The sequence below is a fragment of the Aquisediminimonas profunda genome, assembly GCF_019443285.1.
GTDB classification, from domain to species: Bacteria; Pseudomonadota; Alphaproteobacteria; order Sphingomonadales; family Sphingomonadaceae; genus Aquisediminimonas; species Aquisediminimonas profunda.
Genome location: NZ_CP080327.1, coordinates 2,549,772 through 2,561,979, shown reverse-complemented (window position 1 = coordinate 2,561,979; position 12,208 = coordinate 2,549,772). Strand labels below are relative to the sequence as shown.

General features: G+C 56.1%; 11 protein-coding genes. 7 read left to right on the top strand and 4 right to left on the bottom strand.

The window, feature by feature from the left end:
- Positions 1–65: 65 nt before the first annotated feature.
- The 7 genes from K0O24_RS12705 to mazG are packed head-to-tail and all read left to right on the top strand — an operon-like array spanning position 66 to position 6,637.
- Positions 66–1,235, top strand: a complete 1,170-nt coding sequence (locus K0O24_RS12705; RefSeq protein WP_219893099.1) for a D-alanyl-D-alanine carboxypeptidase family protein — start codon at positions 66–68, stop codon at positions 1,233–1,235.
- Positions 1,232–1,855: a dTMP kinase gene (gene tmk / locus K0O24_RS12700; RefSeq protein WP_219893098.1), complete on the top strand. Its 624-nt coding sequence runs from the start codon at positions 1,232–1,234 to the stop codon at positions 1,853–1,855. The genes K0O24_RS12705 and tmk overlap by 4 nt, the downstream gene beginning before the upstream one ends.
- Positions 1,852–2,880: an AAA family ATPase gene (locus K0O24_RS12695; RefSeq protein ID WP_219893097.1), complete on the top strand. Its 1,029-nt coding sequence runs from the start codon at positions 1,852–1,854 to the stop codon at positions 2,878–2,880. The genes tmk and K0O24_RS12695 overlap by 4 nt, the downstream gene beginning before the upstream one ends.
- Complete coding sequence (metG, locus tag K0O24_RS12690; RefSeq protein WP_246610999.1) at positions 2,837–4,423, top strand: methionine--tRNA ligase; 1,587 nt, start codon at positions 2,837–2,839, stop codon at positions 4,421–4,423. Before K0O24_RS12695 ends, metG begins: the two co-directional genes overlap by 44 nt.
- Positions 4,423–5,202 carry a TatD family hydrolase gene (locus K0O24_RS12685; protein WP_219893096.1) on the top strand — a complete coding sequence of 260 codons (780 nt, stop codon included), beginning with the start codon at positions 4,423–4,425 and terminating at the stop codon, positions 5,200–5,202. The genes metG and K0O24_RS12685 overlap by 1 nt, the downstream gene beginning before the upstream one ends.
- Positions 5,199–5,798, top strand: coding sequence for a retropepsin-like aspartic protease family protein (locus K0O24_RS12680; protein ID WP_219893095.1), 600 nt, complete (start codon positions 5,199–5,201; stop codon positions 5,796–5,798). The genes K0O24_RS12685 and K0O24_RS12680 overlap by 4 nt, the downstream gene beginning before the upstream one ends.
- Positions 5,799–5,854: 56 nt before the next feature.
- Positions 5,855–6,637: a nucleoside triphosphate pyrophosphohydrolase gene (gene mazG, locus K0O24_RS12675; RefSeq protein ID WP_219893094.1), complete on the top strand. Its 783-nt coding sequence runs from the start codon at positions 5,855–5,857 to the stop codon at positions 6,635–6,637.
- On the opposite strand, the gene hflX is transcribed toward mazG, so the two are convergent.
- The 4 genes from hflX to K0O24_RS12655 form a co-directional block, all read right to left on the bottom strand.
- The gene (hflX, locus tag K0O24_RS12670; RefSeq protein WP_219893093.1) at positions 6,616–7,920 is read right to left on the bottom strand and encodes a GTPase HflX; all 1,305 of its coding nucleotides are present in this window, start codon (positions 7,918–7,920) and stop codon (positions 6,616–6,618) included. The two genes, mazG and hflX, sit on opposite strands and share 22 nt — an antisense overlap.
- A complete protein-coding gene (gene hfq / locus K0O24_RS12665) occupies positions 7,917–8,402 on the bottom strand; it encodes an RNA chaperone Hfq (RefSeq protein ID WP_219893092.1) in 486 nt (161 codons plus the stop codon). Before hfq ends, hflX begins: the two co-directional genes overlap by 4 nt.
- A 113-nt stretch (positions 8,403–8,515) precedes the next feature.
- The gene (gene ntrX / locus K0O24_RS12660) at positions 8,516–9,907 is read right to left on the bottom strand and encodes a nitrogen assimilation response regulator NtrX (RefSeq protein WP_219893091.1); all 1,392 of its coding nucleotides are present in this window, start codon (positions 9,905–9,907) and stop codon (positions 8,516–8,518) included.
- Position 9,908: 1 nt separating this feature from the next.
- Positions 9,909–12,164, bottom strand: coding sequence for a sensor histidine kinase (locus K0O24_RS12655; RefSeq protein WP_219893090.1), 2,256 nt, complete (start codon positions 12,162–12,164; stop codon positions 9,909–9,911).
- Positions 12,165–12,208 lie beyond the last annotated feature (44 nt).

The following is a 12,208-nucleotide window of genomic DNA, read 5'->3' as shown; positions in this document are numbered from 1 at the left end:
CTTGGACCTTGTGTCGCGACGGGCTATCGCGGCCGAAGCATCATTTCTCGAGTCGAAAGCAGAAAATGAAACTCCACTTCGCGTTGCCTGCTGTTCTTGTTGCCGTTTCCATCCCCGTCAGCGCCGCTGCACCGCCATTTGAAACGAGCGCACCCGTTGCGTTCATGATCGATCTGTCGTCGGGCGCCGTGCTTTATGCGAAAGATGCAGACCGGCGCATCCCACCGGCTTCGATGGCCAAGATGATGACGGCGCACCTCGCCTTTCGCCTGATCAAGCAGGGCAAGTTCCGGCTCGATCAGAAATTTACTGTGCGGCCCGAGACTTGGGCGAAATGGCATGGGCCCGAAGCAGGGTCGACAATGTTCCTTTCCGCTGGCGAAGAAGTCAGCGTTGAAAACCTTCTGCATGGGATCGTCACGCTTTCGGGCAATGACGCTTGCATCGTGCTGGCAGAGGGCATGTTCGGGACTGAACAGGCATTTGTTGCCCAGATGAACGCGGAAGCCCAGCGACTTGGCCTGGCCAACACGCACTATGGCACGGCGAACGGTTGGCCCGATGGCGGTGTGACCTATACGACGGCAAAAGATCTGGCCGCCCTGGGACGCGCGACGATCGATGAAACTCCCGACCTCTACAAGAAGTTCTACAGCCTGACGCAATTCACCTGGGGCAAGACTTTGGGTGCTGGTGCTGACATAACCCAGGCCAATCGCAATCCGATCCTGGGGCGTATCCCGGGTGCGGACGGCATCAAGACGGGCCACACCGATGAAGCAGGTTATGGCTTTACAGGTTCTGCGGAACAGAATGGGCGCAGGCTCGTAATGGTCGTTGCAGGGATCGATACCTTCAACAATCGCATTACCGAATCGGTCAAGTTCATGGACTGGGGATTCAAGGCCTGGGAATCGAGGCCGCTTGTCGCTGCCGGCAAGGTGGTTGAGCAGGCCGAGGTGCAGATGGGCAGCTCTTCGAAAGTTGGTCTTGTCGCGCCGAGGAATATCGCCGTGACCCTGCCCACTGGCGCGGCTGCCAAAATGAGCATCAAGGTAGTCTACGATGGTCCAATCAAGGCACCAATCGCCAAGGGACAGCATATTGCGGATCTTGTTGTCTCTACCCCAGATACGGTGCCGCAGATCATGCCGCTGGTGGCTGAAGAAGCAGTGTCCGAGGCGGGTTTTTTCGGTCGCGTTTGGGCCGGTTTGATGTCATTCTTCGGCGGGTGAGCCCGAGATTCATAACTTTGGAAGGTGGGGAGGGTGTCGGCAAGTCGACCCAGCTGAGAGCTCTTGCCGATGCGATAAGGGTGCAAGGGCATTCCGTCGTGACAACGCGAGAACCCGGAGGCAGTCCCGGTGCCGAAGCGATCCGATCACTGTTGATGACCGGGGACAAGGACCGATGGAGCTCGCGCGCCGAAGCGCTGCTTTTTGCAGCCGCACGTGCAGATCATGTCGAAAAGACAATCCGCCCTGCTCTTGATCGAGGGGACTGGGTGTTGTGCGACCGGTTTATCGATTCCACCCGTGCCTATCAGGGAGGGGCCGGTGGACTGAGCGATACGGAAATTCTGGCGCTTCACACCATAGGCTGCGGCGGATTGATGCCTGACCGTACATTTGTGCTGACGCTCGACCTGGACCAAGCGGCAGCTCGCGCAGAAACACGGGATGGAGGTAAGGCAGACCGCTTTGCGCTTCAAACCGCGCAATATCATCGCAGCGTGGCCAAAGCATTTCTCGACATGGCTGGGGCCTCACCGGATAGGATTCGTCTCATATCCGCCGCTGGGAGTCAGGAAGCCGTGACTGAACGGCTCATGGCAGGGTTGAGCGATCTCCTGTGAACAATCTTGTTGGACATGACGGCGTCCTTGCCGAATTTCTGACTGCGATGCGTGGTCCCAGAATGCACCATGCGTGGTTGCTTGTCGGTCCCGAAGGGGTCGGCAAGGCAAGAACGGCAATGGCCTTGGCCAAGCGCCTGCTTTGCGAAGCTTCAGACCCCGATCTGTCGCGCGAAGGGCTTGCGGTGCCGGCAAACCACGCGATTGGTCGGCTGTTTGATGCGCATACGCATCCCGATTTCATTCAGCTTGAACGCCTACCCAAGGACATCAAGGTGTTGCGTGAAATCGAACGGGCAAATTGGCCTGCGGACCTTGAACGGGCGCGCAACATTACGATTGAACAGGTGCGCAGTCTTGGCAGCACCTTTGCACTGAAGCCCTCATATTCGCGATCTCGCGTCGTATTGGTCGATGCAATTGATGACATGGAACGCGGAGCTGCCAATGCCTTGCTCAAAAGCCTTGAGGAGCCGCCACACGGCACGATTTTCCTGCTCGTCAGTCACGCTCCAGGCCGGTTACTGCCAACGATCCGGTCACGCTGCCGCACATTGAGATTTGCGGCCCTTGATCAGGTTTCCATGGAAGTGGCGCTTCGGAGCGCCATGCCGGGGATAACTGATTCCGAGCTCACAGCACTGGTCAAAGCCGGAGAAGGTTCTCCCGGAAAGGCCTTGAGCTTTGCTGGCCTCGATCTTGCCGGCATGGACGCAGATTTGCGCCAAATTGCGCAGGACGGAGATCCGGACAACAGAATACGCTCTGAATTGGCTCAGTCACTCTCCGCCAAACCGTCGCAGCGTCGTTACGAGGCATTTCTGAGCAGGGCTCCAAGCTTTATTGCGGAAGAGGCGCGAGAGCGTCACGGTGCGGGATTGAAAGCGGCTGTTGATGCATGGTCTGCAGCGCGAGGCCTCGCAGAAAGTGCAATCCGCCAATCGCTTGACCCGCAAATGACGGTATTCGCGCTTGCAGGTCATGTCGCAGCCCTTGTTCCCGGAGCGAAGAACGCTAAAGCCTGACATTATGTCTGGCGAACCCTTCTACATTACCACTGCAATCAGCTACCCCAATGGGCGCCCTCACATCGGCCACGCCTATGAGGCCATTGCCGCAGATGCGATTGCGCGATTTCATCGGCTTTCCGGTCGGGATGCGCGGCTGATAACCGGCACTGACGAACATGGACTGAAAATGGTGCAGACCGCAGCTCGGGCTGGCGTCAGCACGCGAGAACTTGCAGACGAGATGTCTGGTTACTTCAAGGAGATGTGTGCGAAACTTAACGTTGAATATACGCAATTTGTTCGCACAACGGAACCGCGCCACCACGAAGCGAGTATCGCACTTTGGAAGGGGATGGAGGCTGCGGGAGATCTCTATCTGGATCGATATGAAGGTTGGTATTCGGTCCGCGATGAAGCGTTTTACGATGAAAAGGAGCTTGTTGACGGGGAAGGGGGCATTCGCCTGTCTCCCCAAGGCACGCCGGTTGAATGGACCAAGGAAGAGACATGGTTCTTTCGCTTGTCCCGGTATCAGGAGCCGCTGCTCAAGCTTTATGCCGAAAACCCGGACTTCATCCGTCCGGAGAGCCGCCGCAATGAAGTGCTTCGCTTTGTAGAAGGCGGCTTGAAGGATTTAAGTGTTTCGCGAACGAGCTTCGATTGGGGCGTTCCGGTCCCGGGATCTCCAGGACACGTTATGTACGTTTGGGTCGATGCCCTGACCACCTACATGACAGGCGTTGGCTATCCCGCGCTGGACGGCGATTTCGCCCGCTACTGGCCTGCCGATATCCACCTTATCGGGAAGGACATTGTTCGCTTTCATACAGTCTATTGGCCCGCTTTCCTGATGTCCGCTGGCCTGCCCCTGCCAAAGCAGGTGTTTGGGCACGGCTTTCTTCTCGCCCGCGGCGGTGAGAAAATGTCCAAATCAGCTGGCAACGTCGTTGATCCTCTGGAACTGGCTGACGCTTTCGGTGTCGACCAGCTCCGGTATTTCCTGCTGCGCGAGGTGAGTTTCGGCCAGGATGGCAGTTACAGCGAAGAGGCGATCATTACGCGGTGCAATGCCGATCTGGCAAACAACTTCGGAAATCTTGCGCAGCGTTCGCTCTCCATGATTGCCAAGAATTGTGATGGAAAAGTGCCAGAGCCGTCGAAGCCCTCCTCTGACGATGCAACGTTGGTGGATGCAATTTCGGCCGCACAAGGTGCCGTTGAAGCGGCCATGGAGGAACTGGCGTTGCATTCAGCCATCGAAGCCATCTGGGCTGCGATGAGCGCAGCCAACCAGTATTTTGCCGATCAGGCCCCTTGGGCTGTTCGCAAGGAAGATCCAGCACGGGCGGATACGATTCTCTACAACACAGCTGAAGCCATCCGCCAATTGGCAATTCTGGCTCAATGGGTCATCCCTGAAGGCGCAGGCAAGATTCTGGATTTGCTCTCGCAACCAGAAAATGCAAGGTCCTTCAGTGACTTGGGAGAAGGTCTTAAGCCTGGCCTCGTACTACCATCACCTTTCGGCGTTTTTCCGCGGCTCGAGCTGGCGGGCTGATGTTTGTCGATTCACACTGTCACCTCAATTACAAGGGGCTGATCGAGGATCAGGCAGGCGTCATTGCGCGAGCGGCAGCAGCAGGGGTAGTCGGGATGCTCAACATTTCCACGCGCGAGAGCGAATGGGATGACGTCGTGCATGTCGCCGCCCGATCCCTAAATATCTGGGCCTCCATCGGTATACATCCGCATGAAGCGGATACCCATCCCGATGTCGACACCGCAAAACTCGTTGAGGCCTCGGCACATCCAAAGGTTGTTGCAATCGGGGAGACAGGCCTCGACTATTATTACGACCATTCCGACCGGGCCCGCCAGAGAGCCAGTTTTCGCTCGCATATAGCTGCAGCGCGCGAAACCGGTCTGCCGCTGATTGTCCATACCCGCGACGCAGAGGCCGACACAGCGGAAATTCTCGCGGAAGAAATGGCGAAGGGGCAATACAGCGGGGTTATCCACTGCTTTACGGCAAGCAGACACTTCGCCGAAACGGCTCTCGATCTCGGATTGTATATCTCGATTTCAGGTATTGTTACATTCAAGAACGCCAAGGATCTGCAGGAGACTGCTGCGGCACTTCCTGAATCCAGACTGCTGATCGAGACAGATGCTCCGTTCCTGGCGCCTGTGCCGCACCGCGGGCGTCCTTGTGAGCCGGCCTATGTTGTCGACACAGCGCGCTTTCTTGCCGGACTGCGCGATGTATCGGTTGAAGCCCTCGCATCGCGCACACGGGACAATTTCTTCCAGCTGTTCGCCAAGGCTATGCCAGCATGACGTCCGATCAGACAGCGAACCTTCTCTATTCGCTGCTGTTTCTTGTTTTGGTGGTTTCGAGTCTCGCTGCGCGGCGTTTGTCGGTCGGCGCTACCATAAAATATGCCTTTGCTTGGCTTGCCATCTTCGCTGGGGCAGTTGTTCTATATTCGTTCCGTGGAATTGCAAGGCAGGGCTGGGAACAGGTCCGTGCCGAGCTTTTTCCAGGGGCACCGGTTCAGGATGGCAAGACAATCCGGGTCAAAATGGAAGAAGACGGTCATTTTCATGTGGATGCACAGATCAATGGGCATATGCTCAACTTCCTCATCGACAGCGGAGCAACGACGACAACCTTGTCGCAAACTGGCGCAAACGCTGCTGGCGTTCCGATTGATGCATACGGATTTCCAGTTGCGACACAGACTGCGAACGGCGTGGCGATGATGAAGCGCGCACGTATTGGATCGTTGAGCATCGGCAGTATCGTGCGTACGGATTTTCCTGTTCTGGTTTCGAGCGATCAGAACGAAGCTGTAAACCTGTTGGGAATGAACTTTCTGTCGTCGCTCAGGAACTGGCGGGTTGAAGGTCGTGAGATGATATTGGAGTCCTAGGGGGCTTCAAATATTGATATCTAGATTTTACATAATGTATATTATCGGACTAACAGATGCATCAGGCTTCAGACCCCCCTCACGCAGATATCCGCCCTTTGGCAGAGATCATGGAAAGGCTTCGCAATCCTGAATCTGGCTGCCCTTGGGACATCGTGCAGGATTTCAGGACCATTGCACCCTATACAATCGAGGAAGCCTATGAAGTTGCCGATGCGTGCGAACGCGATGATATGCCTGCGCTCAAAGACGAATTGGGTGATCTCCTGCTCCAGGTCGTCTTCCATGCTCGGATGGCTGAGGAGCGCTGTGCCTTCAGCCTTTCAGATGTCATTGGCGCAATCTGCGAAAAGATGATCCGACGTCATCCTCATGTCTTTGGCCCATTGGGGTCTGCTGCCGATTGGGAAGGCATAAAGGAGAGCGAGCGGGCCGAAATGCATGAAGACAAGAGCGCAGTTGCAGGGGTTGCTTTAGCTCTTCCTGCGCTGTTGCGAGCCGAGAAGCTGCAGAAGCGCGCGGCGAGAACCGGCTTTGATTGGCCGGATGCCGCGGGTGCCCGCGCAAAGGTCGAAGAGGAAATTTCCGAACTGGAGCGTGCCGGAACACAAGACGAGAAAGAGGACGAGCTGGGGGATCTTCTTTTCAGTGTCGTCAATTGGGGCCGAAAACTCGGCCTTGATCCGGAAGCCGCATTGCGACGCGCGAATGTAAAATTCGAACGTCGGTTTCGATCTGCAGAACAGATTGGTGGCGAAGGATTCGGCGCAATGACGCTGGATGAAAAGGAGTTGCTTTGGCAGGCAGCCAAGCGGGCTCAGGATGAGGATCGAGCCTGAAATCTTGCAAAATCGACGTCGGAAAGGCGCACTCTGATCTTAAGGCGATCCTTTTCCAACTTTTCCTCCTCGACGGCACCGTTGGCATGCAGCCATGCAATTCCTGCCCCATCGCTGATGTCGAGCTCGATTTGTCTCGTGCGATGTGCTTGCGTCAAATGATCTGACAGATGCTTTCTGAGCGCTTCGATACCCTCTCCGGTGAGCGCAGAAATCAAAATGACATCGGTGCGTCGTTTCGCCTCGGAAATGCGCATTTCTCGAGTTTCTGGGTCAAGTAAGTCAATCTTGTTCCAGGCTTCAATGACGGGGGCCCCCTCCTCCCCACCAGCGCCAATTTCGGCCATGACGCGAACGACATCCTCCCGCTGTGCTTCTGTATCGGGATGCGCGATATCGCGGACATGGATAATTATATCTGCATCAATCACCTCCTCAAGAGTCGCATGGAAGGCGGCTACGAGTTGCGTTGGCAGTTCCGAGACAAAGCCAACCGTGTCCGAAAGAATTGCCTTCTCTATTCCAGGAAGAGAAATCTGGCGCATTGTGGGATCGAGCGTCGCAAACAGAAGATCCTCCGCCATCACAGAGGCACCTGTCAGGCGATTGAAAAGGCTTGATTTTCCTGCATTGGTATAACCCACGAGCGCAATTGTCGGCCAAGGCGCGCGGGTCCTTCTGTCGCGATGCAGTTTTCGCGTTCGGCTAAGGTCTGCAAGTTCTCGCCGCAGCTTTGCCATTCTGTCACGGATCATCCGTCTGTCGGCTTCTATCTGTGTTTCTCCGGGGCCGCCGAGAAAGCCAAAACCTCCGCGCTGCCGCTCAAGATGGGTCCAGCTGCGTACCAACCGACCGGCCTGGTAGTCCAGATGGGCTATTTCGACCTGAAGGCGCCCTTCGGCGCTTGCGGCGCGTTCCCCGAAGATTTCAAGGATCAGCCCGGTTCTGTCGATAACCTTTGTATCGAGCGACTTTTCAAGGTTGTTTTGCTGGACCGCTGTCAGAGTGCCGTCAACGATAACAACATCAACGTCATATGCCTTTGCACTGGCTCTGATGTTATCCACCTGCCCCGATCCGAACAGCGTTGCAGGTTTTGCTGCACGGATGCGAAACACAGCTGTGTCGCGAACATCAAGGCCAATGGCCGCCGCAAGCCCGACAGCCTCCTCAAGGCGCGCATCGGCGCTCCGCAAGCCACCTTTGCCAAAATCAGGCAGAATGACGAGCGCCCGGGCGCCGCGGGTAACGCCATCATCTTCCTGTCTTTGAAAGACGCTCAAGTGGCGTCCGCTTCGCCCTCTTCGGCGAGATTTATCGGATGCGTAGGCTGGATTGTCGAAATCGCATGCTTGTAAACCAACTGGGCAAAATCATCCCGCTGGAGCAGCAGGCAGAACAGATCATAGGCGGCGATGTCACCCTGCAGCATCACACCGTTCACGAGGAACATCGTCACGGGATTCTGCGTCCGCTGGACGGCACCAAGGAAAACATCCTGGAGCCCGCGTTTCCGATCGCCCTGTTCAAATAGCGCCGCAATCCCAATCAGATCGACACTGGCTGCTGGCATGACTGTCGAAATCGCATGTTTGTAGATCAATTGGCTCTGGCCATCGCGGCGCAAAAGCACTGAAAAATTGTCAAACCAGGTAATGATCCCCTGCAACTTGACGCCCTTGACCAAAAACATCGTCACCGGGGTCTTGTTCTTGCGCAGGTTGTTCAGAAACAAATCCTGAAGATTGTTCGACTTTTCGGGCATAGATCAACCTCTTGGTCTTGGCGGGTCATCGCCCGCGCTCGTGCCGTTACGCGGCATCGTTTGCGCCCATTTGCTGAACGCAATTGGGTCTCTAATCGATTATTAGGCGAACGTCAGCCCTGTTCTTCATCTTCGCCGCGACAGTCTACCATTCCAAGGATCTTGAGCTTTCTATGCAGTGCAGATCGCTCCATTCCGATAAAGGTTGCAGTTCTTGAAATGTTTCCGGAAAAACGACGAATCTGGACACGCAGATATTCACGTTCGAAGGTTTCGCGCGCTTCTCTTAGAGGAGCGCCCATCATCGCATTTGCTGCTCCGTGCGTGACGGCCCCTCCTTCGCCGAGAATTTCCTGAGGCAGCATATCGACATCCACACGACCGATCCTGTCATTTGGCGCAAGAATGACCGTGCGTTCGATAATATTGCGCAGCTGACGGACATTGCCTGGCCAATCATAGGCCTGCAGAGCTGCTATTGCATCCGGTGCGAAAGCGGGCATCTTGAGCCTGCGTTCGGCCGCAAACCGGGCAATAAAATGTTCGGCCAACACCGGGATATCCTCACGTCTTTCAGCTAGCGCCGGGATATGCACCGGCACGACATTGAGACGGTAGTAGAAGTCTTCCCGAAAGCGACCCTCAGCAATTTCCTCAAGCAGATCTCGTGACGTACCGGAAACAACGCGGACATCGACCTTCACCATGCGCGTTCCTCCGACCCGCGCAAAGCTCTGGTCCGTAAGCACCCGCAGTATGCGTGCCTGAGTGGTAAGCGGCATGTCCGCAATTTCATCCAGGAACAGGGTTCCTCCATGGGCCTGCTCCATCAGTCCCGGACTGATGTCGGCTTCGCCGCGCTCGACGCCGAAGAGCTCTTCATCGACCCGCTCTGGCGTCATCCGCGCGGCGCTGGCAACAACGAAAGGCGAAGAGGCTCTGGTGCTCCATTTGTGCAACAATCGCGCTGCAACTTCCTTGCCGACACCAGCCGGTCCCGTCAGCAAAACGCGGCTGCCCGTCGGAGCTACGCGCTTTAGCGTCGCGCGGACCGCATTGATTGCGCTCGACGTTCCCGTCAGCTCATCTTCAAAGCCGATCTGGGCGCGCAAGGTTTCATTTTCGCGGCGCAGGCGCTGCGTTTCGGTCGCACGACTGATCAGGTGCAGCAGTCGCTCTGCTTCAAAAGGCTTTTCAATAAAGTCCGCCGCGCCGCGCCGAACGGCAGCTACAGCGGTGTCGAGATTGCCATGGCCCGAAATGACCAGGATCGGCAGCGTCGCGTCGCGGCGCTTGATTTCGTCAAGCAGGTCAAGACCATCGAGACGAGATCCTTTCAGCCAGACGTCAAGCAGCACAAGCGACGGGCGCCGGTCAGCTATTGCTGCCAGAGCCGAGTCACTGTCGGCAGCGCAGCGCGCTTCGTAGCCATCATCCTCAAGCACTCCCGCAACGAGTTCACGAATATCTGCTTCATCATCAACGATCAGGATATCAAGCGCCATATTATCGGCCTCCGTCGCGAGTCAGGGCCGTTGGCAATGAAGCGCCAGCGTCTCCAAAAGAAACAGCGTCGTCATGATTTTCCGCCATATTTGTGTCCATTGCTGCAAAACGGAGTGTGATCACTGTTCCACCTCCTTCGCGGTCCGAAAAATCCAACGTTCCCCCATGTTCCTCGACGATCTTCTTGACGATCGCCAAGCCAAGTCCCGTGCCCTTTACACGCGTGGTCATATAGGGTTCTGCAAGCCTGTCTCGCTCCTTGGGAAGGCCGATGCCATTGTCTGCCACGCTCAGGACAATGGCCCCATCACGGTCTTTGGCCAATGATACAGAAATCTCTCCCTTGCCATCGTCCTTCGCTTCGACGGCTTCGACAGCATTTTTCACCAGATTTGTAAGGGCTTGGCCAAGCTGGCGCCGATCGCAAACAAGTTGCACGGTGGGGTCGGGTGCATTTATCGAGAACGCAATCGCTGGATGAGCAATTTCATGCAGAAAAACAGCCTGCCGGCAAATGTCGATAAGCGGTTCGTCATGAAAAACTGGCTTAGGCATTCGTGCAAACGAAGAGAATTCATCAACCATGCGCCGAAGGTCACCGACTTGTCGGACGATTGTATCGGTCAAGCGTTCGAAGGTTGCCGGATCGGTCTGAATTTCCTTGGCAAAACGGCGCTTCAGGCGTTCCGCAGCTAGCTGGATAGGTGTCAGCGGATTCTTGATTTCATGCGCAATACGCCTCGCGACATCCGCCCAAGCAGCGCGTCGCTGGTCTGTCAGCTGTGCCGTGATATCATCAAACGTCAGAACATGGCCTTGCTCGTCCCGAGTGATCTTCACTGCAAGAGTTCTCGGTTCGTCTGTGCCGGCAAGATGTATAATGGCCTCGGACTCGCCGCGATCCAGCATGGCGCTGAGTTCGGGGGCCAGTTGCGCGAGCGGCGGTGCGGTATCCGGCTCAGCCGCGAGCAATTCCGCTGCAGATCTGTTCATCACCCTGATGCGACGATCTTCACCTACGGCGATCACGCCAGCAGTGACGCCTGAAAGCACCGCTTCAATGAATGCACGACGCCGATCGATAAGATCGGAAGCGGCGATGATCTCGTTTCGCTGCGCTTCAAGGCGGCTGGTCATTCTGTTGAAAGCGCTGGTTAGCACGCCGAGTTCATCCCTGGTTGGAGCCTCTTCGACACGTGTCGTAAGATCGCCCGCGGTCACGCGCTGCGCCGCATTGACGAGCTCACCGACCGGCTTAACCAATCTGTCAGCCACTTGGAGAGCAACCCACACGGCAACGCCGACAATCAGCAATGTCATCAGCAGCAGTGCCGCATGGAATTGAAGCTGCAACGTCCGCGAACGCTCCACAAGGTCATCATAGTTCTTCAGGACCAAGGAAAAACGCTTTGCCTGAGCCCTTGCCTGCGGCGAACTGACCCGCGCGGCATACACATAAACGTCTGGGGCGCCGGGAAGTGGCGCTATGGCTTGCATGCGACCGCCTGAATCCTGAAAGAAGGTCTTTCGCGTCGCGCGGAGTTGCTCAACGATTGCGGGTGGCACCCAGTTATCAGTTGGCCGGTCGTACGGATTGACCAGTGCCAGCGATTGAGAGCCATTCTTGGCCGTAAATCGGACAATTGCCGCTTCCGACAGTTCGCGAACATAGACTTGGTAGGCAAAATTCTCGTTAAAGGCTTTGCTGTCAATGGGCGCTACCGAGAGATTGAAGCTGAGGTCGCTCGCCATCAATTCGGTTTCCCGAATGATCCTTTCCTGCTTCTCGTTGTAAAAGGTCTGCGACAGTGTGTTTGCGTTTTCGAACATGCTCCGTGCACGATCGGAATACCAGAATTCGACGCCATACTGGAACAGCAACGAAGCGAAGATGACCAGCATGAGTACCGGAATGCTGGCGACAAGAGAGAACAGCGCAACAAGGCGAACATGCAGTCGACCATGCCCTCCAATAGGAGAGTTTGCAGCTCTGCGCATTGCGATGCGCCTGCCCGCAAGAACAATGAGGGCGATTGCAGGAATGAGATTGGCGATCAACAACAGGGCTACAAGAGGCGGCGTCAAAAGTCGTTGGCCGGGCTGTCCGCCCGTCAATACGAGATAGCTGACCAACCCTGTCGCCACGAGGGCAACGAGCGCGCCAATTTCGATATAGGCGAGCCAACCGTTTCTGCGTGCCATGACCGCAAACCAGCGCGGTAAACGTCCAAGAACCGATGGCGAAGCAGATGTCATTGTTGCAATGATACAACGTCAGAGTGGTATTTCCAACACACTGT

Excerpts from the sequence above, each read along its gene's own strand:
- K0O24_RS12705 (WP_219893099.1), top strand. The coding sequence starts at position 66 with ATGAAACTCCACTTCGCGTTGCCTGCTGTTCTTGTTGCCGTTTCCATC.
- metG (WP_246610999.1), top strand. The coding sequence starts at position 2,837 with ATGTCGCAGCCCTTGTTCCCGGAGCGAAGAACGCTAAAGCCTGACATT.
- K0O24_RS12685 (WP_219893096.1), top strand. The coding sequence starts at position 4,423 with ATGTTTGTCGATTCACACTGTCACCTCAATTACAAGGGGCTGATCGAG.
- K0O24_RS12680 (WP_219893095.1), top strand. The coding sequence starts at position 5,199 with ATGACGTCCGATCAGACAGCGAACCTTCTCTATTCGCTGCTGTTTCTT.
- mazG (WP_219893094.1), top strand. The coding sequence starts at position 5,855 with ATGCATCAGGCTTCAGACCCCCCTCACGCAGATATCCGCCCTTTGGCA.
- hfq (WP_219893092.1), bottom strand. The coding sequence starts at position 8,402 with ATGCCCGAAAAGTCGAACAATCTTCAGGATTTGTTTCTGAACAACCTG.
- ntrX (WP_219893091.1), bottom strand. The coding sequence starts at position 9,907 with ATGGCGCTTGATATCCTGATCGTTGATGATGAAGCAGATATTCGTGAA.
- K0O24_RS12655 (WP_219893090.1), bottom strand. The coding sequence starts at position 12,164 with ATGACATCTGCTTCGCCATCGGTTCTTGGACGTTTACCGCGCTGGTTT.